The sequence below is a fragment of the Streptomyces sp. NPDC002520 genome, from assembly GCF_053595235.1.
Window position 1 is genome coordinate 1 of sequence record NZ_JBSFXG010000066.1, and the last position, 22252, is coordinate 22252.

The window sequence follows — 22252 nt, forward strand, 5'->3', positions numbered from 1 at the left end:
CTGCTACCGATCACGCCCCCGACCGGCACGAGCACCTCAGCCCCCGCTCACGCCAGCCCCATGACCAGCGAATTCAGGTTGAACAACGCTCAGTGGGAAGCCCCCTCACCAAGCCGGACTTGCTGCCCGGCGCTCACCGTCAACTCAACGACCGGTTGCACGAGCTGCACTGCCAAGCGCACTACCCGTCGATGCGTTCACTCGCGCGCGTCATGGGCGTATCACCCACCACCCTCAGCGACTCTATGACCAAATCCAAGCTTCCGAGTAAGGACACGGCTGTCCGCCTCGCGCTGGCGTTCGCTGAGCGGATCCGCTGGGATGCAGACGTTAACCTCGATGAACAGCAAGACAGGATCGACCGCGAGGTGGCCATACTCTGGGAGAGAGCGCGACAGGAGGCAGAACCACCTGATCAAGACCGTGTTGCTGAAGCTGTTCGGGAGACATGGGAGGATTTCGCTGGCGGCGCTTGGCCGCGCCCCGGGTACTACGGTGAGGTCATGGAAGCGATGAACCATGCCTCCTTCGGCGGGGGCAAAGTGTCAATCGGAGGCTGGGTCAATCTCTTCGTTACCGTCCACGACGTGGATACCTATTTTGTCCTCAAGGGCGAAGGCGAAGAGGACAGCGGCCACGACTGGCTCCAGGAATTCACGATGGTCCTGAGCCGACGACTCGGCATCATGGTGGATGTTCTGCTTCAAATCGGCGAGGACTTCGACTGGCCAGAGACGGACGGAGCGGGCGTCATCATCCGCTAAGCGGGGCGTGACCATCATGACGCCGCCGTCTACCACCCCGTCTGTCCTCAAATCTTCGTCACTCACCCGACGGGCGTCCGCTGGTACCGAATCCTGATGCCGTAGAGGTCGGCTTGCAACACCAGGAGTGTGCCGGCCTGTCACTGAGGAGCAGCACGCCCTCCTATCGGACACCGCGGACGAACTCCCCCGCCTTCATATCGAATCGCATCCCGTTCAGCACTGGCTGCTCCGCAGCGATCTCAGCCTGCAGACTTCACCATCGCCACCGCGGCAGCGGCGGATCCTGGCGGGGCGCCAAGCGCGTTTGTCCACCGGTTGTCCACCGCGCCCCCCCATTGCACGGTCCCGACTCGCGATGCGGAGACCACACATGTCCGATTAGCCCAGCTTTCAATATCAATGGATACAAGGAACCCCCAGGTCAGAGGCCTGACCTGGGGGTTCGATGAGCCGCTTTCGGGATTCGAATCCGAGATCTACGGATTACGAGTACGGGGATCGCCGAAGCCATCGCTTGGCGCCCGAGCATCAACTGCCCAACCCCGCAGGCGTCTCACGCAGCATGGGATACGTTGTAATCAGCTCACGACAAGAAGTCCCCAAAAAGTCCCCGCCGTGATTCAAGGCAAGCCTCGGCATGCCAAAACTGCAGGTCAACGCCATGATCAATAGCCGTCCACATGTCCGTCAAGTACAAGGAGACGGCTCGCGGCGGCCTGGCGGTCAACATCATCGAGTGCTGAGGGCGTTGGCCGTACAGGGCTGACATTTCGGGTGCAACGGCGGGTCCGGCGTGCCAGGGTGGGGCATACAACTGTCAACTCCTGTCCCCCCACTGACGCTCAAGGGAGCCCCCCTCATGCTGCACGGCATCGACGTCAGCGCGTACCAGTCGTCGTCGTACGACACGGACGGCCTCTCCTTCGTCTTCATCAAGGCGACGGAGGGGCGTTCGTACGTCAACCCGAGACTCACGGCCCAGACGAAGCACGGGCGTGACGCGGGGCTGGTCGTCGGCTTCTACCACTTTCTGTGGCCGGGTCATATCGCCGCCCAGGCCCGGTACTTCGTCGAGCACGCCCCGGAGAAGGGCGGCGACCTGCTCGCCGTCGACTGGGAGACGACCAGCGAGGGCACGCACGCCAGCAACGCCGAGAAGGACCTGTTCATCCGGACCCTGAAGGAGCTCCGGCCGGACAACCAGGTGATCCTGTACACGAACCGGGACTACTGGCTGAACGTCGACACGACCTCCTACGCGGGCGACGGCCTCTGGATCGCCGACTACGTCACGGCGGGCAAGCCCCGCATCAAGGCCAAGTGGCGCTTCCACCAGTACAGCAGCGAGCCCCACGACAAGGACGTGGCCGCCTTCGAGACCAGGGCGGCGCTGCGCGCCTGGGCCGCGGACGCGTGACCCGCGGGCGAACGGGGTGCCTGGCGGCGACCGGTGGAGCCGGTGCGCGGCGCCGGACACCCCGTCGTCCGGGGTCGCGGCTGCGGCGGGTCGAGGGCAGGACCCGGGGGCGGCCGTCGCGGGGCAGACGGGAGTTCGACGACAGGCCCTAGCCCCGGAAGTCCGCCGACCGCTCGGGGGAGGCCTCCGCGAGGGCCTTCTGCACGGCGTCCACGCCGCCCTGCAGGCCGTACACCGGGGTGCCCGGCTGCTGGCGCCAGGAGTCGTCGAGGCCGCCCGCGTCGACCGTGTCGAAGCCGAGTTCGTCGATGAGGTCGCGGACGACCCGCTTGGCGGCCTGGTCGTCACCGGCCACGGGAAGGGCCAGTCGGCCGGGGTCGCCGGCCGGGCGGGGGCGGTCCAGGAGGTCCTGGGCGTAGGTGCCGTTGAAGGCCTTGATCACGGGGTGTCCGAGGTGCCGTTCGGTCCAGCGGCTCTCGGTCAGGCCCTCGTCCTCGATCCCGGCGATCCGGCCGTCGCGCTGCTGCGGGTAGTAGTTGTTGGTGTCGATCACGACGGCGCCCTCGGCCGCGCCGTCGAGCAGGCCGGCGGGGAGGTCGGGGATCCGCTTCAGCGGGACGGTGACCACGACGACCTGGGCGCCGTCGGCGGCCTCCGCCGCCGGGACCGGGGTCGCGCCGGTCTCCTCGGCCAGTTCCTTCAGGGTCTCGGGGCCACGCGAGTTGGCCACGGAGACGTCGTGGCCGAGGGTGGTGAGCCGCCGGGTGAGGTTGCCGCCGATGTTGCCCGCGCCGATGATGCCGATCTTCATGAGGGGCCTTCCAGGTCAATGCATGCGCATGCGTCCGTCGCCCGGTGACAACCCCGGGGCGCGGAGACCTATTCCGGCGGGTACGGCGAACGAGTGACGGCCGAGACCGTCGAGAGGGAGTGCGGGGCGAGGCCGGGGCGGTGCCGCCGGCGAGTCGGCGCCGGGGCCGGTCCGCGGGATGCCCGCTTGCCGAACGCCCCGGCGCCCCTGCCTCACTTGCTCAGGTGGGCCCAGAACTCGTCGAACGACAGGACCTTGTCGCCGTTGAGGTCACGGCTCTTGATGATGGCCTCGGCCACCGCCTCGGTGACGTTCCAGTCACCCTGCTGGGCCAGGGCGGACTTGAACTCGGCCGCGGTGATGAATCCGTCACCGTCCGCGTCGATCCGCTGGAACTGCTTGCGTGCTTCCTCGATGTCCGCCACCGATCCGCCCCTTTTGTTCGTGTTTCTCATGCCGTACTGGCGCACTGACGCAGGTCAGATTAACTGCCCGCGTGAACACGGAGCGCAGCGACCACCCATGCGAAGTCCTCGGCGTGCGGGGGCATGGGCTGCTGGTTCACGAGAGCGAGCAGTTCGCGGTAGCGGGCGACCCGCTCGTCGAAGCCGGCCGTCATACGCTCCAGCGCGGAGCCCAGGTCGGTGTCCCCGAACAGTTCCCGCAGCACCTGCTGCGCCTCGGGCGTCGCGGGGTCGAGGCCGCGCTCGCGTGCCGGGGCGGCCAGTTCCACGAGCCGCTTGGCGAACCACATGGACCGCCCGCGCGGTGCGCCGGGCTCCCGGTCGGCGGCGTTGAACTCGACCGCCCGGCGCATCTGCGCCCGGAACTGCGGGTCCTGGAGCATCTCGGCCAGTTCCACCCAGGCGTCGACCTGCTCGGGCGTCGGATTCTCCGCCAGGTGGACGGCCATCGCCCGCATCCGTTCCCGCACGTCCGGGTCGACCGTGTCGAGCCCGTGCAGGGTCTCGGCCACGAACTCCTCCATGATCCGCTGCCGTTCGGCCGCCGACAGCCGTGCCAGTTTGTTCATCAAGGTCATCTCCTCCGCGTTCGAACCGCGCCGTGCCACGGACGACAGCACCGCCCTCGTCACCTTCAGCGACCGGATCTGCGCGTCCAGCGCCGTCACATGTGTGGCGGCGACCTCGGCCACCGTCCGTTCGCCCGCCAGCACGGTGCGCACGTCGTCCAGGCCGAGGCCCAGCTCGCGCAGGGTGCGGACCAGTTCCAGACGGGCGACGCTCGCGGCGTCGTAGAGCCGGTAGCCGCCCGCCGACCGGGCCACCGGGGGCAGCGCGCCCGCGTCGGACCAGTAGCGGATGGTGCGCACCGTCAGGCCGGTGGCTCGTGCCAGCTCGCCGATGGTGAGAAGTCCGGTGCCGTCGTCGATCACGTCTGCGAGTGTGTGCCTTCCAGTGGGTGGAGACTCAAGGCTCGGGGCTCAAGGGCTCGGGGAGAGTCCCGGGGAGCGTTGAAGGAGTGCGGTGTGGAGACCTTGCGGGACATTCTCGACGCGGCGGCGTACGGCGTCTTCCCGCCGGCGGACGGCCGTACGACGGTCGTGCCGCAGCACTGCGAGCGGGACGCGGGGGTGATCGCGTTCACCGGGCACACGGTCGTCTTCACGGACGAGGCCCCGGAGTGGGTGTACGAGACGCTGGACGCGGTGGACTGCGATCCGCTCGCGGCGCCGATGAACGCCCGTTTCCTCGCCGCGTTCCTGGACCGCACCGGCCGCCGGACGGAGAGCGTCGACGCGGCCCTGGTCGGCTCTCCGCTGCCGGGCGAGCCCCCGCTCGCGCTGCGGGAGATCGAGGACACCGGCCATCCGCGCATCGCCTACGCCCGCTGGCGCCGTGACGAGGTGCGGGCCTGGGAGGCGGACGGCGGGGTGCTGGTGACGGGGCGCGGGATCGCCGGGCGGCTGGAGGTGTCCGTCGAGGTGGACGAGGGGGTACGGCACCGGGGTCTGGGCCGGGCGCTCGTCACGGCGGCCCGGCAGCTGGTCGACGAGCCGCTGTGGGCGCAGGTGACGCCCGGGAACGCCCGCAGCATGCGGGCGTTCCAGGCGGCCGGATACCGCGTGGTGGGCGCGGAGGCGCTGCTCCTCGGCGGATCAGCGGAAGATGCCGGTGTGCCCGAGTGAGTAGCGGCCGGGCTGCGGGTAGACGGCGAGGCCGTGCGGGCCCTTGCCGACCTTGATGCGGGCGAGCAGGGTGCCGTTGCGCGTGTCGATGGCGTAGACCTCGGCGTTGTAGCGGCCGGACAGCCACAGCACCTTGCCGTCGGACGAGACCCCGCCCATGTCGGGGCTGCCGCCGCCGGGCAGGCGCCATTTGGCGGTGAGCCGGTTCTGGGCGAAGTCGAAGATGGAGATGGTGCCCTCGCCCCGGTTGGAGATGTACATCTGGCGGGAGTCCCGGCTGATGTACAGCCCGTGCGTGCCCTTGCCGGTGGCGAGGAACGTCGGCTTGCCGAAGGTGTCGCCGTTCAGGATCCACACGCCGCCTGCGACCATGTCGGCGATGTAGTACAGCCTGCCGTCCGGGGAGATCTTGACGTCCTGCGGCATGGCCCCGTGGTACGGCAGCTTCTGCTGGGCGACCACCTTCATCTTCGCGGTGTCGACCTTCAGCAGCTCGCCGCTGAACTCGCAGGAGACGATGAAGTAGCGGCCGTCGGCGGAGAAGTCGGCGTGGTTGACGCCGTAGCAGCTGACCGGCACGGCCTTGACGGTCTTCATGGTGTGCGCGTCGCGGAAGACGAGCTGGCGGTCCATGGAGGCCATGACGACGGCGTACTTGCCGTCCGGTGTGAAGTAGAGGTTGTACGGGTCGTGCACGGGGACCGTCTTGCCCGCCTTGCCGGTCTTCGGGTCGATCGGGGTGAGGCTGTTGCCGAGGTCGTTGTTGACCCACAGGGTCTTCAGGTCCCAGGACGGCACGACGTGCTGGGGCTGGCGGCCGACCCGGATGGTCTCGATGATCTTGTACGTCTTCGGGTCGATGACGTCGACGGTGTCGGAGTTGGTGTTGGGGACGTAGACGCGGGAGGGGAAGCCCTTGACGACCGGGGAGAGGCGGCCCGGGCGGTCGGCCGCGTAGAGGTCGGCCGGGTCCTGGACCGGGGGCATCCCGGGCAGCACGTCCATCTGCTGCCGCTTCACCTGGGGCGGCGCCTTGCTGGCGAGGTCCTCGTTCTCGCTGTGCCGGCTGGCGCCGTCGCACGCCGACAGCAGGGTCAGGGCGGTGAGGGCGGCTCCGGCGGCCAGGAGGCGGGCGGCGTTCGTGGTTCGCATCAGCTCAGCAGCTCCGTGGTGGTGACCGCGCGCAGGCCGCGGCGGTCGAGTTCGTGGAGTACGGCAGGGAGGGCGGCGACCGTGTCCGGATATCCGAAGTGCAGGCTCACCACCGATCCGGCGCGCGCCTCGGCGAGCACCTTGCGGGTGACGGCGTCGGCGCCGGGGCGGGTGTAGTCGAGCGAGTCGACGTCGTACGACAGCACGTGCGGGTAGCCCGCGGCCCGGGCCAGCCGGGCGACCTGCGCGGAGGCGGTCGGTGCGCGGGAGGGGCGGAACCAGGTGCCGATGGATCCGGTGAGCCGTTTCAGCCGGTCCGCGCAGTCGGTGATCTCCTTGCGGGCCGCGCTCTCGGACAGGGTGTTGACGGCGATGTGCCGCTGGGTGTGGTTGCCGAGGTCGTGGCCGCCGTCGAGGATGCGGCGCGCGAGGTCCGGGTGTTCGTCCAGCCAGGTGCCGACGGCGAGGACGGTGAGCCGGGCGCCGCGCTGTTCGGCCGCGTCGAGCAGGGAGGTGGCGAGGGCGGGGTCGCCCTGGCCGTGGAAGGTGAGGGCGACGTTCGGGCGGGTGCGCGGGCCGTGGGTGATCTGGGCGGGCTGCCCGGGAAAGGCGCGGGGTGCGGGCGCGGCCCGCGGGGTGGTCGCGGGGTGGCCGGCCGCGCGGGCGGAGGAGGTCGACGAGGAGGGGGCCTCGGAGGTCGTGGTGGCGCTCGGTGCGGCCGGGCTGCCTCCGCACCCGGCGGCGAGCGCACCTCCGGCGACGAGCCCGGCGCCCGCACGCAGCATCCCGCGTCGGTTGGTCGTGGTCACGCGCACCATTTAAGGGGCGATAGGTAAGAAAAGCGCCGATTGGCCCGATTGGGCGAGGTTTTCGGGTCGCGGCGCCTCCACGGCGATCCGGCCGGAGCCAAGCGGGTCCGGCGAAGTCCGGCGTGGCGCGGCAGCGCCCCCTGAAGGGGCGCGGGGCCGTATCGACATGCGGCTCCGTCGCGTGGGCTCGACCAGCCACCACGGACCCGCGCGGACGACGCACCGGATGCCCGGCGGAGCGCCGAGCGGAGCGCTCAGCGGTCGGCGACCCTCATCTCGAACCACGTCGTCTTGCCCCGGGGCAGCAGGTCCACTCCCCACCGGTCGGACAGCTTGTCCACCAGGAACAGGCCGCGACCGCTGACGTCCATCTCCTGAACCGGCATCAGGCAGGGCAGCCCGCGCGAGGGGTCGCGGACCTCGACGCGGATCCAGCCGCGGCGGCGGCGCATGCGGAGTCCGAAGACGCGGGCGCCGGTGTGCCGTACGGCGTTGCCCACGAGTTCGGAGACGAGTAAGACCGCGTCCTCGGTCATCTTGGGACTCAGTCCCCAGTGGCGCAGGACGACGATCTGGGTGAGCCGGCGTGCGGTGGCGGCGGACTCCGGGCGGGACGGCAGCGGAACCTCCGCCTCCGTCGGGTTGCCGAACAGCTCGAGCGCCTTGAGCGCCTGTTCGTCCTCGACCGCGGGCGACCAGCGTGCCGCGGACGCACGGCTGTGTCCCCGCGGCTGATCGATGCCCTCCAGCCCCGCCATGCCCCCATGATGGCCGTCCGAGACCGCCCCCGGGGCCGTTCCGGAGGAATACGCCCCTCGCACGCCCCGGTTCCACGCCATTCGATCGACATATGCCGACGGCATGTCATGGTCCGATGCGGCTTGGTCGACCTGCGGCGACGACTCACTTCCGGGCAATCGTCAGGCTCCCTCGACGAGGCAGACTTAAGGTTGCGTTAAGGCTCCCATAATCCGCCCCGACGAGGGACCCGAACCAGACGACACGTCAACTACAAGGCGCCCAAGGTGAGTTGTTGTTGCGCCCTGTCACCTCCGGACGGTCAGAGGAACTTCGCCTTGCCCGGCCCCTCCTCCACGAAGCTGCGCATGCCCCGCTCGCGGTCCTCGGTGGCGAACAGCCCGGCGAACCAGTTCCGTTCCACCGTGAGCCCGGTGTCGATGTCCGTCTCCAGACCGGTGTCGACCGACTCCTTGGCCGCGCGGAGCGCGAGCGCCGGACCCTGGGCGAGCCCGGCGGCCCAGGCGTGCGCCTGCTCGTACACCTCGGCGGCCGGGACGACCCGGTCCACCAGGCCGATGGCGAGCGCCTCGTCGGCCTTCACCATGCGGCCCGTGAAGATGAGGTCCTTCGCCTTGGAGGGGCCGACCAGGCGGGGCAGCCGCTGGGTGCCGCCGGCGCCCGGAATGAGGCCCAGCAGGATCTCGGGCTGGCCGAGCTTGGCGTTGTCGGCGGCGATGCGGTAGTCGGCGCACAGGGCGAGTTCGCAGCCGCCGCCGAGCGCGTAGCCGGTGACGGCGGCGACGACGGGCTTGGGGATGCGGGCCACGGCGCTGAAGGAGTCCTGCAGGGCGCGGGCGCGCAGGACCATCGCGGTGTGGTCCATGTTCTGCATCTCCTTGATGTCCGCGCCCGCCGCGAACACCCGCTCGCCGCCGTAGATCACCACGGCACGCACGTCGTCGCGGCGCGTGGCCTCCTCGGCGAGTTCCTTCAGCCGGTCCTGCGTGGCCACGTCCAGCGCGTTCATCGGCGGCCGGTCCAGGCGCAGGGTTCCGACACCTTCGGCGACTTCGAGATTCACGGTCATGCGCAGCAGGTTAACGGGGACTAACGGCAAGCGGGCCGGTGCGGTCGGTCACACCCGGCCGGGGGTCCGGGGGTCGCCCCCGGGCAGGCACAGCACGGGGACCAACGGCAAGCGGGCCGGTGCGGTCGGTCACACCCGGCCGGGGGTCCGAGGGTCGCCCCCCAGGCAGGCACAGCACGGGGACCAACGGCGACGGGCCCGGTGCCGTAGGTCACAGCACCGGGCCCGCGGGTCGGTCGGGGGTCACTTCGTCCAGTCGGCCCACGACATGTTCCAGCCGTTGAGGCCGTTGGCGGGGTCGACCGTGCGGTCGTGGGACTTCTTGACGACCACCACGTCGCCGACGAGGGAGTGGTTGAAGAACCAGGCCGCCGGCACGCTCTTGGAGTAGCCGCCGCGCACGTCGCGAAGGCCGACGCAGCCGTGGCTGGCGTTGTAGTTGCCGAAGGCGCCGCCGCCCCAGTAGTTGCCGTGGATGAAGGTGCCGGAGTCGGTGAGGCGGATGGCGTGCGGGACGTCCTTGATGTCGTACTCGCCGCCGTAGCCGACCGTCTCGCCGTTCATGCGGGTCTCGACGAGCTTCTCGCTCATGACCATCTGGCCGTTCCAGGTGTCGTAACCGGGCTTGCCGGTGGTGACCGGGATGGTCTTGACGGTCTTGCCGTCCTGGGTGACCTTCATCGTGTGCTTCTTGGCGTCCACGTAGGAGACCTGGTTGCGCCCGATGGTGAACTTCAGCGTCTTGTGCTGCTTGCCGTAGACGCCGTCACGGCCCTCGACACCGTCGAGGTTCAGCTCGACGGTGACCTTCGTGCCGGACTTCCAGTACTTCTCCGGGCGGAAGTCCAGGCGGTCGTTGCCGAACCAGTGGCCCTCGACGTCGACGGCCGGCTCGGTCTTGATCCTGATGGCCTTCTCGACGTCCCCGGGGTTGGTGATGCCCCGGGTGAAGCGCACGGAGAACGGCATGCCGACGCCGACGGTCGAGCCGTCCTCGGGGGTGAAGTAGCCGACGAAGGTGTTCTTCGGCGTGAGCGTGGTGAACGTGGAGTCCTCGGCGGCCTCACGGCCCTCGGAGTCCTTCGCGACCGCGTGCACCGAGTACTCGGTGTCGCCGGCGAGATGCGTGGACGGCGTCCAGGAGGCACCGTCGGCGGCGATGGTTCCGGCGACCTTCTCGTCCTTGGCGTCCTTGACGGTGACCTCGGTCAGCTTGCCCTTGGTGACGCCGACCTTGAGGGCGCCGCTGGTGTCGACGCCGGTGGCGCCCGACTTGGGCGCGATGCTGACGGCGGCCGTCGACTGCTTGCTCTGCTCCGCCCCCGAACCCTTGCCGTCCCCCGCCCCTGCCCCCGCTTTGCCGCCCCCGCCGCACGCGGCGAGGGCCAGCACGAGCGCTCCGGTCATGAGCGCCGTCCCCCGATGATGACGACGACCTATTCGCCGGTTCCCCGCCGGCGCCCCCGATATCGGCCGCTTGTTCACTTGTTTCTCCCCTCCAAGGCCTGGTCAAAGGCCCACACCCCGGCGCGCCCCACGCGCCCGTTCGGGCATGGTAACCGCAGGGTTTCGGGCTGGGCGTCGGCCGTATGTCACCGTTCCGTCGCAACTTCGGCCGCCGCCCTCGCCCGCCAACCCCGCGGTTCACCCGGCTACTTGAGCACGCTGCCCGCTTTCCACTCGTTCCACGCCATGTTCCACCCTCCGAGGCCGTTGTCGGGTGAGACGGTTTTGTCCTTGCTGTTCACGACCTCGACGACGTCCCCGACCAGGGTGCGGTCGAAGAACCAGCCCGCCGGGGTGTCCGAGCTGCCGCCCTTCACGTCCATCAGACCCACGCAGCCGTGACTGACGTTGACCTGCCCGGGTGCGTCCGGCGCCCAGTAGTTTCCGTGCAGGAAGGTGCCCGAGTCGGTGAGTTTCATGGCGTGCGGGACGTCGGGGATGTCGTACTCGCCGCCGAAACCGACCGTCTGGCTGTTCATGCGGGTGACCTCGAGCATGTCCATCACCACCATCTTGCCGTTGTAGGTGGGGTGTTGGGGTGCGCCCGCGGTGATCGGCACGGTGGCGAGGAGCGCCCCGTCGCGCCGTACCTCCATCCGGTGTCTGGCCGCGTCGACCAGGGAGACCTGGCTGCGGCCGACGGTGAAGGAGAACGTCTTGTACTGGAGTCCGTAGGCCCCTCGGGCGCCCTCGACGTCCCGGAGCGCGAGGTCGACGGTGACCTCGGTGCCGGGTTTCCAGTAGTGCTCGGGGCGGAAGTCCAGGCGGTTCTTGCCGAACCAGTGCGCGCGGATCTCCACGGGAGGCTTCGCACTGACGCTCACCGCGCGTTCGACGGCGGCCCGGTCGGTGATGTCCCGGCTGAAGGCCAGGGAGACGATCATCCCGGTGCCGACCGTGGAGCGGTTCTCGGGCGTGACGTAGGCGATGAACCGCTGGTCCGGGATGTACGTCGTGAAGGTGGTGTGCCGTGCCGAGCGGCGGCCACGTGCGTCCAGGGCCACCGCGTCGACGGTGTACTGGGCGGCCAGGGCGAGCCGTTCGTCGTCGGGCTCCCAGGTCGTCCCGTTGGCGCTGATGTGCCCGGGGACCGGGGACTCCTGCGCGTCCTGCGACTTGACGACGGTGACCTTCTCCAGCCGGCCGCCGGGCACCCTCACCCGCAGTCGCTCGGCCGTCCGGACCTCCTTGCTGCCGTCGTCCGGGCTCACCCGGATGACGTCCTCGGGGCGTGGGGGTTTGCCCAGCGGCCCGCCGATGCCCAGCGGGCCGGAGCCGTCCGAGGAACAGCCGGCCGCCCCGGCCAGCAGTCCCGCCCATGTCAGTGCCGCTGCCAGCGCGGCCAGCGCGCGCCGTGCGCGTCCTTGTACGTGCCTCACGCAGGACACAACGATCGGGCACGCTCCGGGGAAACGTGAGTGCGACGCCCGTGCTGGGCAGAACTGTGGGGAGGACGACACGAAGGGGAGCCGCCGCGCCCGGGTCGGGAGCCGCCGGGGCGCAGCCATACCGCGCGGCCGGGCGTGCCCGGGGTCGAGAGGCCCGGGGCACGCCCGGCCCTTCGGCACGGTCGGGCGCCCCGGGGCCGAGCCACCGAAATGAGGGGCGACTGGTGACGAGCGCAGCCGAGCAGCGGGCACGGGCCGAGGAGCCGGCCGCGGACAGCGGCCATCCGGCCGCCGTGGTGAACGGCGCCCGTCGCGCCGTACCGCCCGCGCCGCCCGTGTGGCCGGGTGCGCCGACGCCGCTGGGGGCCCGGTTCCGGGTCGGTCCGGACGGGGCCGCGGGCACCAACTTCGCGCTGTGGGCGGCCGGGGCGGAGGCCGTACTGCTGTGTCTGTTCGACGAGCGGGGGCGGGAGACGCGGGTTCCGCTGACCGAACTGACGCACGAGATCTGGCACGGCTTCGTGCCGGGCATCATGCCCGGCCAGCGCTACGGCTACCGGGTGGAGGGCCGCTGGGACCCGTGGACCGGCGCCCGCTGGAACCCGGCCAAGCTGCTGCTGGACCCCTACGCACGCGCGGTGGACGGGGAGTTCCGGCTGCCGCCGGAGGTGTACGGACACGTCCGGGACTGGCCGGACCAGCCCGTCGCCGACACCGTGCGCGACGAGCGGGACTCAGCGCCGTACGTGCCCAAGGGCGTCGTCGTCCACGATGACGACGACTGGTCCGACGACCGCCGCCCCAAGACGCCGTGGGCGGACTCGGTGATCTACGAGCTGCACGTCAAGGGCTTCACCCGGCTGCACCCGGACATCCCCGAGGAACTGCGCGGCACCTACGCGGGGCTCGCGCACCCGGCCGCGATCGAGCACCTGGTGAAGCTGGGCGTGACGGCCGTGGAGCTGCTCCCGGTCCACCAGTTCGCGCACGAGGACCATCTGCTGCGCCGGGGCCTCGCCAACTACTGGGGCTACAACTCCATCGGCTACTTCGCCCCGCACGCGGCGTACGCGGCCTCCGGTACGACGGGTCAGCAGGTCGGCGAGTTCAAGCGGATGGTCCGCGCGCTGCACGCGGCCGGCATCGAGGTCATCCTCGACGTCGTCTACAACCACACGGCGGAGGCGGGCGAACTGGGGCCGACACTCTCCCTGAAGGGCATCGACAACCGCGGCTACTACCGGCTCCAGCCCGACGCGCGCCGGTTCGCCGACTACACCGGCTGCGGCAACACCCTGCACGTCGTCCAGCCGCAGGTGCTGCGCCTGATCACGGACTCGCTGCGGTACTGGGTCACCGAGATGGGGGTGGACGGCTTCCGCTTCGACCTGGCGGCCGCGCTCGCCCGTTCGATGCACGACGTCGACATGCTCTCCCCGTTCCTCGCCGTCATCGCCCAGGACCCGGTGCTGCACCGGGTCAAGCTCATCGCCGAGCCGTGGGACATCGGCTCGGGCGGCTACCAGGTGGGCGCGTTCCCGCCGCTGTGGACGGAGTGGAACGACCGCTACCGGGGCGCCGTCCGCGACTTCTGGCGCCATGCGCTGCCGGACGTACGGGAGATGGGCTACCGGCTGTCCGGCTCCAGCGACCTGTACGCCTGGGGCGGCCGGCGCCCCTACGCCTCGGTCAACTTCGTCACCGCGCACGACGGCTTCACCCTGCGCGATCTGGTGTCGTACGAGCGCAAGCACAACGAGGCCAACGGCGAGAACAACCGGGACGGCACCGACGACAACCGGTCCTGGAACTGCGGGGTGGAGGGCGAGACACGGGACGAGGAGGTGCGGGCGCTGCGGCGCCGGCAGCTCAGGAACCTGATGACGACGCTGCTGCTGTCCACCGGCGTGCCGATGCTGGTCGCCGGCGACGAACTCGGCCGCACCCAGCGGGGCAACAACAACGCCTACTGCCAGGACAACGAGATCAGCTGGCTGGACTGGTCGCTGCTGGACGACCCGGACTGGCGGCCCCTGTTCGACCTGACCTCCCGGCTGATCGCGCTGCGTCACCGGCATCCGGTGCTGCACCGCCGCGCCTTCTTCTCCGGCCGCGCGCACTCGGCGGACGGGCTGCGGGACCTGGCCTGGTTCACCCCGCGGGGCGAGGAGATGACCGAGGGCGACTGGTACGCCCCCGCCGCCACGCTTGGCATGTATCTGTCCGGACGGGACATCCCCGGCCGGGACGAGCGGGGCGCGCCCGTCGTGGACGACAGCTTCCTCGCGGTGCTGCACGCGGGCGACCGTCCCACCGGCTTCGTCCTGCCGGGCGCGCCGTGGGCGGAGCGCTACGAGGTCGTGGTGGACACCTCCCGCGAGGAGCAGGCCCAGGCGCCGGGCACGGTCCGTCAGGCGGGCACGGAGATCACGGTGCCTGGGCGGTGTGTGCTGCTGCTGCGGGTCGTCTCCGTGTGAGAGCCGTGCGTCACGCGGATCACGCCCGCCCGGTGCGGCGTTCCCGGACGGACCGCTTCCGGGACATCGGCCGTCCCGCTCGAAGCGGCATCGCCCGATCGGCCGATACGGCCCTACGACCCCACGGCACGGGCGCGGGACGGGCGCGGGACAGGCGCGCAACGGACTCGGCACCGGCTGGGTACGCCCGTTCGAACGCCGAGGTCGTAGGACCACAGGCGGAGCCGGGTAGGGCCGAAACTCGGTGGGCGATGTCAGTGCCGGTCCGTACGCTCGCGATGATGCCCACGACACGTGCAACCACCAAGGACCGTTCCGCCGTTCGCTCCCTGCTGAGGCTGTGGCCGTACGTCCGCCCTGTGCGGGCCCGACTGTTCACGGCCGCGTCCGTCGCGATCGTCGCCTCATGTACCGGGCTGGTGATCCCGCTCGTCCTGAAGTGGATGGTCGACGGCCCGGTCGCCGGCCGGGATCCGGCCGGGGTGTGGCTCGGCGCGTTCTGCCTGCTGCTGCTCGGCATCGCCGAGGCCGTGCTGTTCGGGGTCCGGCGCTGGCTGGTGGCCCGGCCGCTGTCGCGTGTCGAGGCGGACATGCGAGCGGCCCTCTTCGGGCGTCTGCAGCGGCTGCCGATGGCCTTCCACGACCGCTGGGCCTCCGGCCAGTTGCTGTCCCGGGGCACGACGGACCTGATGCTGCTGCGCCTCTTCCTCGCCTTCCCGCTGACCTTCCTGCTGGTCAACGGGGTGACGATCCTCGTCGGCCTGGTGATCATGCTGATGCAGGACTGGGTGCTGGGGCTGGTCGTCCTCGGGCCCGCCTTGCCCGTGATGTGGACGTGCGCGGTCTTCGAGCGCCGGTACGCGGAGGTGGCGCGCAGGGCGCAGGACCAGGTCGGCGACCTGACCACGCTGGTCGAGGAGAGCGTGCTCGGCATCCGCATCATCAAGGGTTTCGGCCGGCACCGCAGCCAGGCACGGGCGTTCCGGGAGCTGTCGGGCACCCTGCGCGGCACGGAGCTGCGCAAGGCGCGGCTTCTCGCCTCCATCTGGTGCGTCATCGTCACCCTGCCCGAGGTGGCCATCGGGGCGGCACTGGTCCTCGGCGCGTTGCGCGTGGCCGACGGCGACCTGTCGGCGGGCACCCTGGTCGCCTTCCTGAGCACCGCGCTGGCGCTGCGCTGGCCGGTGGACTCGATCGGCTTCCTGCTGGCGATGAGCCAGGAGGCGGCGACGGCCACGGAGCGGTACTTCGAGGTGATGGACGAGGCGCCGGAAACCGGGTCGGCCGACGCCGGGCCGGCGCAAGGCGGGCCGGCGCAAGGCGGGCCGGCCGAAGGCGGGGCACGCGAGGCAGGCGGGGCACGCCCGTCCGTGCCGGAGGGCGGCGCTTCCGTGGGCGGTCTGCGCTTCGAGAACGTCAGCTTCCGCTACCCCGACGCCCCGCCCGACTCCCCTCCCCTGCTCACCGGCGTCGACCTCCACATCCGCCCCGGCGAGTCCATGGCCCTCGTCGGCGCCACCGGCAGCGGGAAGACGACCCTCACCGCGCTCGTCCCCCGGCTGTACGAGGTGACGTCGGGCCGGATCACGCTGAACGGCGTCGACATCACCGCGATGTCCCGGGAGGAACTGCGCACCAAGGTCGCCGTGGCCTTCGAGGAACCGACCCTGTTCTCCGCCGGCGTCGGCGAGAACGTACTGATGGGAGCGGGCGACGGCGCCGGTGCGACGGAACTGGACCGCGCCCTGGCCGTCGCGCAGGCCGAGTTCGCCCACGCGCTGCCGCAGGGCCCCGACACCCGGGTCGGCGAACAGGGACTGAGCCTGTCCGGCGGACAGCGTCAGCGCCTCGCGCTGGCCCGCGCGGTCGTGGGCCGCCCGGAGTTCCTGGTGCTGGACGACCCGCTGTCGGCGCTGGACGTGCACACGGAGGCGGCCGTGGAGGCCGCGCTGCGGCAGGTCCTCGTGGACACCACCGCGCTGATCGTGGCCCACCGCCCTTCCACGGTGCTGCTCGCCGACCGGGTCGCACTCCTCTCGGACGGCCGTGTCACCGCCGTCGGCACCCACCACGAACTGCTGCGCACCAACCCCGAGTACGCCCACCTGATGTCCGGCGACCGAGGCGAACGCGAGGACTCCCGATGACGACCACGACCACGACCGGCCCGACGCCCGCCACCGACGACGAGCGGCACCCGGGCCCCGAGAACGCCGGCGACCCCTTCGACCGGGACGTCCTGCCCGCCCCGCCCGGCGCCACGGCCGCCCTGCTGCGCTCCCTGCTCGTCCCCATGAAGGCCCGCGTCGCGCTCACCACGCTCCTGCTGCTGCTCCAGCAGGCGGCGGTGCAGGCGGGCCCGCTGCTGGTGGCCTACGCCATCGACAGCGCCGTACCGGCGCTTCGGAAGGACCACGACCACGGCCCGCTGATCGCGGTGGCCGTCGGGTATCTGCTGTGCGCGCTGGTCTCCGGCGCCCTGCAGTTCGCGTTCATCGAGACCTCCGCGCGCGTCAGCCAGGACGTGCTGCTGGACCTGCGCGGGCGGATCTTCCGGCACGCCCAGGCGCTGAGCGTCGACTTCCACGAGCGGTACACGTCGGGGCGGTTGATCTCCCGCTCCACGACGGACGTCGAGTCGCTGCGCGAACTCCTCAACGAGGGGCTGCAGGAGCTGGTGACCGTCGTCCTGTCCTTCGTCTACATCTCGGCGATGCTGCTGTGGCTGGATCTCGGCCTCGGGGCGGTCGCGGTCGCCTCGTTCGTGCCACTCTACCTGCTCGTACGGCTCTATCAGCGGCGCGCGGGGCGGGTGTTCCGGGCGCGATCGACGGCGATCGCGGCGGTGATCGTGAAGTTCGTGGAGACGATGAACGGCATCCGTCCGGTACGCGCCTTCCGCCGGGAAGCCGTCAACGACGCCGAGTTCGACGTGCTGAACCGGCGCCACGAGCGGACCAACGGGAACGCACTGCTGGAGATGGCCCGCTATGTGGTCGGCTCCCGGCTGGTGGCGAACACGGCGGTCGCGGGGATCGTGCTCTGGGGTGCCTACCGGGTGGCGTCCGGCTCTCTGGCGCTGGGCGTGCTGGCGGCGGCCGTGCTGTACCTGCGGCGCCTGTACGACCCGATCGACCGGCTCGGCATGTTCCTCAACTCCTACCAGTCGGCGGCCGCGTCGCTGGAGAAGATCGCCGGGCTGCTGGCCCAGACGCCGTCCGTGCCGGAGCCGGTCACGTCCCGCGAACTGCCGCGGCGCGAAGCCGACTTCCCCGGCCGTGAGGTCGTCTTCGACGGGGTTCGCTTCGCCTACCGCACCGGCGGCGAGGTGCTGCCCCGCTTCGATCTGACGCTCCCGGCCGGACAGACGGTCGCGGTGGTCGGCACCACGGGTGCGGGCAAGTCGACGCTGGCCAAGCTGCTCGCCCGTTTCTACGACCCCACCGAGGGGCGGGTACTGCTGGACGGGGTCGACCTGCGCGAGCTGGCGGTTCCCGAACTGCGGCGCGGAGTGGTCATGGTGACCCAGGAGGCGTTCCTGTTCTCGGGGACGGTCGCGGAGAACATCGCGATCGGCCGGCCCGAGGCGACCCGTGAGGAGATCGAGCGGGCCGCGAAGGCGATCGGCGCGCACGAGTTCATCAGCTCGCTGCCCGACGGGTACGACACCGACGTCCGCAAGCGCGGTGGGCGCATCTCGGCCGGGCAGCGGCAACTGGTGGCCTTCGCACGGGCGTTGCTCGCGGACCCGGCGGTGCTGATCCTGGACGAGGCGACCAGTTCCCTGGACGTCCCGGGCGAACGGGCCGTGCAGCGGGCGATGTCGACGGTGCTGCGCGGCCGTACGGCCGTGGTGATCGCGCACCGTTTGTCCACCGTGGAGATCGCGGACCGGGTTCTGGTCATGGAGCACGGGCGGATCATCGAGGACGGCCGGCCGGACGTACTCGTCGCGGGTTCGGGTAGGTTCGCGGATCTGCACAAGGCGTGGCGCGACTCTCTCGCGTAACACCGACGGAGGAACGGGGGCAGGATGATCGACGCGTACGAGGATCCCGGCACGCCCGACACCCGGGGCGGCTGGCGCTACCTGTGGTGGCTGGTCCTCCGTCAGCCCGGCCGGACACTGACCGGTGCGCTGCTGGGCAGCGCGTGGCTGGTCTTGATGGCCGCCCAGCCGTATCTGCTGTCGCGGGCCGTGGACGAGGGCCTGGTACCGGGGCGGCTCGGGGTGCTCGCCGGCTGGACCGGGGCGATGTTCGTGACCGGGGTCGTGGCCGCCTGGCTGAGCATCATGCGGCACCGCACGATGACCCGGGTGCGGCTGGACGCCAACTTCCGCACGGTCAAGCTGGTCGTGGGGCACGCGTCCCGGTTGGGGGCCACGCTGGGGCGCCGGGCCGGGGCAGGAGAGGTCGTCACCATCGGGGTCGGTGACGTGCAAACCCTGGCGCAGGCGCTCACCGTGATGGGGCCCGGGGTGGGCTCTATCGTCGTGTACACGGTGGTGGCCGTGCAGTTGCTGACCATCTCCGGGGCACTCGCCACGGTGGTGCTGCTCGGGGTGCCGGTGATCGCCCTGCTCACCGGTCCGCTGACGCGCCGGCTCCAGGGCGCGGAGACCGAGTACCGGGAGCGCCAGGGCGTGCTGGCCGCACGCATCGGCGACCTCGCGGGCGGGCTGCGCGTCCTCAACGGGCTGGGCGGCAAGGGCCTGTTCTCGGACGCCTTCGCGCGGGACTCGCAGCGGCTGCGGGCGCAGGGCTACCGGGTGGGCGCGGTGACCAGCTGGGTGCAGGCGCTCGGTGTGGGCCTGCCGACCCTGTTCCTGGCCGCGGTGACCTGGATCGCGGCCCGGCTGGCGGCCGAAGGGTCCATCACGGTCGGCCAGTTGGTGTCGGTGTACGGCTATGCCGCGGTGCTGATCGGGCCGGTGGCGTTCTTCGTGGAGATGAACTACGACCTGAACCGGGCCGTGGTGGCCGCCCGCCGGGTGGTGCGGCTGCTGAACCTGGAGCCGGAGCCGGACGAGGGCACGCTCCCCGCGCCGGACGGGCCGGCCGAGCTGCACGATCCGGCGTCGGGCGTGCGGGTGGCGACCGGCCGGCTGACCGCGCTGGTCACCGCCCGGCCCGCGGAGGCCGCCGCCGTGGTCGACCGGCTGGGCCGGTACGGGCCCACCGAGGCCACCTGGGGCGGGGTGCGGCTGGACGGCGTACCGCTGGACGACGTGCGGGCCCGGATCCTGGTCGCCGACAACGAGGCGGACCTGTTCGCCGGGCCGCTGCGGGAGGTCGTGGCCGCCGCGCACACGACGGACGAGGCCGCGGTGCGCCGGGCGGTGTACGCGGCCGCCGCCGAGGACGTCGTACGCGGGCTGCCGGACGGGCTGGACTCGGTGGTGGCCGGGCAGGGCCGGAGTCTGTCGGGCGGGCAGCGGCAGCGGGTGCGGCTGGTGCGGGCGTTGCTCGCCGATCCGGAGGTGCTGCTGGCCGTGGAGCCGACCTCGGCGCTGGACGCGCACACGGAGTCGGCGGTCGCCGGGCGGCTGCGCGAGGCGCGGGAGGGGCGGACGACCGTGGTGACGACGACCTCGCCGCTGGTGCTGGACCGTGCGGACACGGTGCTGTTCCTGGTCGACGGCAAGGTGACCGCGAGCGGCCCGCACCGCCGGCTGCTCGAGCGGGAGCCGGGCTACCGGGCTCTGGTGGCCCGGGACACCGAGAACGCTGAGAGCGCTGAGCACGCCGAGAGCGCCGAGGGTGCCGGGAGCGCCTCGGGCGGCGCGGGCACCGCGGCCGGCGGGACGGATCGGGTCACGGATGCCGAGGGGGCCGTACGGTGACGACGGACACGGGACTGCTGCCGGTCGCGGACCGGGCCTCGGTGCGGCGGGCGACCGGGCGGCTGGTGCGTGCCGACGGGCGGGCGTTCGCCGTGGCCCTGGTGCTGAACGCGCTGGCGGCCGGGGCCGGTGTGGTGGGGCCGTGGCTGGTCGGGCGCATCGTCGACGACGTGCGGGCCGGGCGCGGGGTCGCCGCGGTGGACCGGCTCGCGGTGTGGATCCTGCTGTGCGCGCTGGCCCAGTTGCTGCTGGCGCGCTGGGCGCGGTACGTGGCGCACCGGTTCGGGGAGCGGACGCTGGCCCGGGTGCGCGAGGAATACGTGGACCGGGTGCTGGGGCTGCCCGCGTCCGTGGTGGAGCGGGCCGGCACCGGTGATCTGACCGCGCGCGGCACGGCGGACGTGTCGGCCGTCGGCGCCACGTTGCGGGACGTCGGCCCGGAGCTGCTGGTCTACTCGGTGCAGGCGCTGTTCGTGACGGGCGCGGTGTTCGCGCTCGACCCGCTGCTCGGCCTGTTCGGGGTGCTCGGGCTGACGCCGATCGCGCTGGCGGTGCGCTGGTATCTGCGCCGGGCCCGGGACGGCTATCTGGCCGAGGGTGCGGCGACCTCGGAAGTCGCCGAGATCGTGGCGGCGACGGCGGCCGGGGCGCGCACGGTGGAGGCGTTCCGGCTCCAGCGGCGGCGGACCGCCGCGAGCCGCGACGCGCTGGAGCGCTCCCGCCGCACGCGGTTCTACACGCTGCGGCTGCGCAGCGTGTTCTTCCCGGCCGTCGAGGTGTCGTACAACATCCCCGTGGTCGGGGTGCTGCTGGTCGGCGGCTGGCTGCACGAGCGCGGGGCGATGGGGGTCGGCGCCGTGGTGGCCGGGGCGCTGTACCTGCGCCAGCTCACCGAGCCGCTGGACATGATCCTGATGCGGGTGGAGCAACTGCAGAGCAGCGGCGCCTCGTTCGCCCGCGTGGAGGGGCTCGCGCGGGCGGAGCGGACGGACGCGGCCGGCTCCTCGCCCGCCCCGGCGGACGACCGGATCGACGTGCGCGGGGTGCGGTACGCCTACGAGCGTGGCGGTGAGGTGCTGCACGGGGTGGACCTGACGGTACGGCCGGGCGAACGGCTCGCGGTGGTGGGCCCGTCCGGTGCGGGCAAGACGACCCTGAGCAGGCTGCTCGCGGGGATCGACACCCCGGGGTCGGGCACGGTGACGGTGGGCGGGGTGCCGGTCGCCGCGCTGGAGCCGGAGCGGCTGCGCCGCCAGGTGGTACTGGTCACCCAGGAGCACCACGTCTTCCTGGGCACCGTCCGCGACAACCTGCTGATCGCCGAACCCGCCGCCACGGACGGCGCGTTGTGGAAGGCGCTGGAGGCGGTCGGCGCCGACGACTGGGTCCGCGACCTCGCCGACGGCCTCGACACCGTCGTCGGTCCGAGCGGCCACCCCACCGACGGCTCCCAAGCCCAGCAGCTGGCCCTGGCCCGGGTGGTCCTGGCCGACCCGCACACCCTCATCCTCGACGAGGCGACCGCCCTGCTCGACCCCACGACGGCCCGGCACACCGAGCGCGCCCTGGCCGCGGTCCTGGAGGGCCGTACGGTCATCGCGATCGCCCACCGGCTGCACACCGCGCATGACGCGGACCGGGTGGCGGTCATGGAGGACGGCCGGGTGACCGAGCTGGGCACGCACGCGGAACTGGTCGCGGCGGGCGGCGCGTACGCCTCCCTCTGGCGCACCTGGCACGGGGACGACGCGACGGCCTGAGCGCCGCGTCCGGACAGGGCCGGAGCGGGACCCGACTGCGGTCCGGGGCGGGCCTGGGCCGGATGGGGGGCGGGGGCGGGGGCGGGCCTGGGCGCGGTCCGGGCAGCGGCGCTTTCCGGCCGGTCGGCGGGCCCCGCCGCTCACCGGTGGTCGTATACCGAACATGAACATCCGGTCAACGAACTGTTTTCCGGCCAAATTCCTGACGCGCTCCTGACAAATTCGTTGATCACCTGCCACTCTTCCCACGGCCGACTCACAGCAACCCCACCGTTCTCCCGCGTTCGTGTGGGCCGGCTCGACACGCGTCCCGCACGCGTACACGGTTCCGCCGCACCGCATT

The 22252-nt window shown here is 71.6% G+C and carries 16 protein-coding genes and 1 pseudogene; 8 read left to right on the forward strand and 9 right to left on the reverse strand.

The features are described 5' to 3' along the window. Both ACWD5D_RS43305 and ACWD5D_RS43310 read left to right on the forward strand, forming a co-directional pair. A pseudogene (locus ACWD5D_RS43305) lies at window positions 1–764 on the forward strand (hypothetical protein); the annotation flags it as partial. An 862-nt stretch (window positions 765–1626) separates the two neighbouring features. Then, window positions 1627–2184: a GH25 family lysozyme gene (locus ACWD5D_RS43310; RefSeq protein ID WP_451378267.1), complete on the forward strand. Its 558-nt coding sequence runs from the start codon at window positions 1627–1629 to the stop codon at window positions 2182–2184. A gap of 148 nt (window positions 2185–2332) precedes the next feature. Here ACWD5D_RS43310 and ACWD5D_RS43315 read toward each other — a convergent pair whose 3' ends face one another. The 3 genes from ACWD5D_RS43315 to ACWD5D_RS43325 all read right to left on the reverse strand — a co-directional run bounded on the left by ACWD5D_RS43315 (window position 2333) and on the right by ACWD5D_RS43325 (window position 4391). Next, window positions 2333–2995 carry an NADPH-dependent F420 reductase gene (locus tag ACWD5D_RS43315; protein ID WP_451378268.1) on the reverse strand — a complete coding sequence of 221 codons (663 nt, stop codon included), beginning with the start codon at window positions 2993–2995 and terminating at the stop codon, window positions 2333–2335. 212 nt (window positions 2996–3207) lie between these two features. Then, a complete protein-coding gene (locus ACWD5D_RS43320; RefSeq protein ID WP_451378269.1) occupies window positions 3208–3420 on the reverse strand; it encodes an EF-hand domain-containing protein in 213 nt (70 codons plus the stop codon). Window positions 3421–3479: 59 nt separating this feature from the next. Next, on the reverse strand, window positions 3480–4391 hold the full coding sequence (locus tag ACWD5D_RS43325; protein WP_451378270.1) for a helix-turn-helix domain-containing protein: 912 nt from the start codon (window positions 4389–4391) through the stop codon (window positions 3480–3482). Between the two features lie 93 nt (window positions 4392–4484). Here ACWD5D_RS43325 and ACWD5D_RS43330 point away from each other — a divergent pair, with 93 nt between their 5' ends. Continuing rightward, on the forward strand, window positions 4485–5144 hold the full coding sequence (locus ACWD5D_RS43330; RefSeq protein ID WP_451378271.1) for an N-acetyltransferase family protein: 660 nt from the start codon (window positions 4485–4487) through the stop codon (window positions 5142–5144). On the opposite strand, the gene ACWD5D_RS43335 is transcribed toward ACWD5D_RS43330, so the two are convergent. The 6 genes from ACWD5D_RS43335 to ACWD5D_RS43360 all read right to left on the reverse strand — a co-directional run bounded on the left by ACWD5D_RS43335 (window position 5115) and on the right by ACWD5D_RS43360 (window position 11818). After that, a complete protein-coding gene (locus tag ACWD5D_RS43335) occupies window positions 5115–6296 on the reverse strand; it encodes a YVTN family beta-propeller repeat protein (protein WP_451378272.1) in 1182 nt (393 codons plus the stop codon). The genes ACWD5D_RS43330 and ACWD5D_RS43335 overlap by 30 nt on opposite strands. Beyond that, window positions 6296–7105 carry a polysaccharide deacetylase family protein gene (locus ACWD5D_RS43340; RefSeq protein WP_451378273.1) on the reverse strand — a complete coding sequence of 270 codons (810 nt, stop codon included), beginning with the start codon at window positions 7103–7105 and terminating at the stop codon, window positions 6296–6298. The genes ACWD5D_RS43335 and ACWD5D_RS43340 overlap by 1 nt, the downstream gene beginning before the upstream one ends. 254 nt (window positions 7106–7359) lie before the next feature. Then, window positions 7360–7863, reverse strand: coding sequence for an ATP-binding protein (locus ACWD5D_RS43345; RefSeq protein WP_451378274.1), 504 nt, complete (start codon window positions 7861–7863; stop codon window positions 7360–7362). Window positions 7864–8165: 302 nt separating this feature from the next. Continuing rightward, window positions 8166–8933, reverse strand: coding sequence for an enoyl-CoA hydratase/isomerase family protein (locus ACWD5D_RS43350; RefSeq protein ID WP_451378275.1), 768 nt, complete (start codon window positions 8931–8933; stop codon window positions 8166–8168). Window positions 8934–9176: 243 nt separating this feature from the next. Continuing rightward, window positions 9177–10418, reverse strand: a complete 1242-nt coding sequence (locus ACWD5D_RS43355) for a L,D-transpeptidase (RefSeq protein ID WP_451378276.1) — start codon at window positions 10416–10418, stop codon at window positions 9177–9179. Between the two features lie 167 nt (window positions 10419–10585). Then, the gene (locus ACWD5D_RS43360; protein ID WP_451378277.1) at window positions 10586–11818 is read right to left on the reverse strand and encodes an Ig-like domain-containing protein; all 1233 of its coding nucleotides are present in this window, start codon (window positions 11816–11818) and stop codon (window positions 10586–10588) included. 233 nt (window positions 11819–12051) lie between these two features. Here ACWD5D_RS43360 and glgX point away from each other — a divergent pair, with 233 nt between their 5' ends. From glgX to ACWD5D_RS43385, 5 genes are all read left to right on the forward strand, one after another. Next, entirely contained in the window at window positions 12052–14304 is a 2253-nt protein-coding gene (gene glgX / locus ACWD5D_RS43365) for a glycogen debranching protein GlgX (RefSeq protein ID WP_451378278.1), read from the forward strand. Window positions 14305–14585: 281 nt separating this feature from the next. Beyond that, window positions 14586–16451 (forward strand): ABC transporter ATP-binding protein, encoded by a 1866-nt coding sequence (locus ACWD5D_RS43370; protein ID WP_451378279.1) that lies wholly within the window; start codon window positions 14586–14588, stop codon window positions 16449–16451. Beyond that, window positions 16448–18313 (forward strand): ABC transporter ATP-binding protein, encoded by a 1866-nt coding sequence (locus tag ACWD5D_RS43375; RefSeq protein WP_451378280.1) that lies wholly within the window; start codon window positions 16448–16450, stop codon window positions 18311–18313. The genes ACWD5D_RS43370 and ACWD5D_RS43375 overlap by 4 nt, the downstream gene beginning before the upstream one ends. A gap of 24 nt (window positions 18314–18337) precedes the next feature. Next, window positions 18338–20149 carry an ABC transporter transmembrane domain-containing protein gene (locus ACWD5D_RS43380; RefSeq protein ID WP_451378281.1) on the forward strand — a complete coding sequence of 604 codons (1812 nt, stop codon included), beginning with the start codon at window positions 18338–18340 and terminating at the stop codon, window positions 20147–20149. After that, complete coding sequence (locus ACWD5D_RS43385) at window positions 20146–21909, forward strand: ABC transporter ATP-binding protein (protein WP_451378282.1); 1764 nt, start codon at window positions 20146–20148, stop codon at window positions 21907–21909. The genes ACWD5D_RS43380 and ACWD5D_RS43385 overlap by 4 nt, the downstream gene beginning before the upstream one ends. Window positions 21910–22252 lie beyond the last annotated feature (343 nt).

Coding starts and splice junctions, on each gene's coding strand:
- ACWD5D_RS43310 (WP_451378267.1), top strand. CDS start 1,627: ATGCTGCACGGCATCGACGTCAGCGCGTACCAGTCGTCGTCGTACGAC.
- ACWD5D_RS43315 (WP_451378268.1), bottom strand. CDS start 2,995: ATGAAGATCGGCATCATCGGCGCGGGCAACATCGGCGGCAACCTCACC.
- ACWD5D_RS43335 (WP_451378272.1), bottom strand. CDS start 6,296: ATGCGAACCACGAACGCCGCCCGCCTCCTGGCCGCCGGAGCCGCCCTC.
- ACWD5D_RS43345 (WP_451378274.1), bottom strand. CDS start 7,863: ATGGCGGGGCTGGAGGGCATCGATCAGCCGCGGGGACACAGCCGTGCG.
- ACWD5D_RS43350 (WP_451378275.1), bottom strand. CDS start 8,933: ATGACCGTGAATCTCGAAGTCGCCGAAGGTGTCGGAACCCTGCGCCTG.
- ACWD5D_RS43370 (WP_451378279.1), top strand. CDS start 14,586: ATGCCCACGACACGTGCAACCACCAAGGACCGTTCCGCCGTTCGCTCC.
- ACWD5D_RS43375 (WP_451378280.1), top strand. CDS start 16,448: ATGACGACCACGACCACGACCGGCCCGACGCCCGCCACCGACGACGAG.
- ACWD5D_RS43380 (WP_451378281.1), top strand. CDS start 18,338: ATGATCGACGCGTACGAGGATCCCGGCACGCCCGACACCCGGGGCGGC.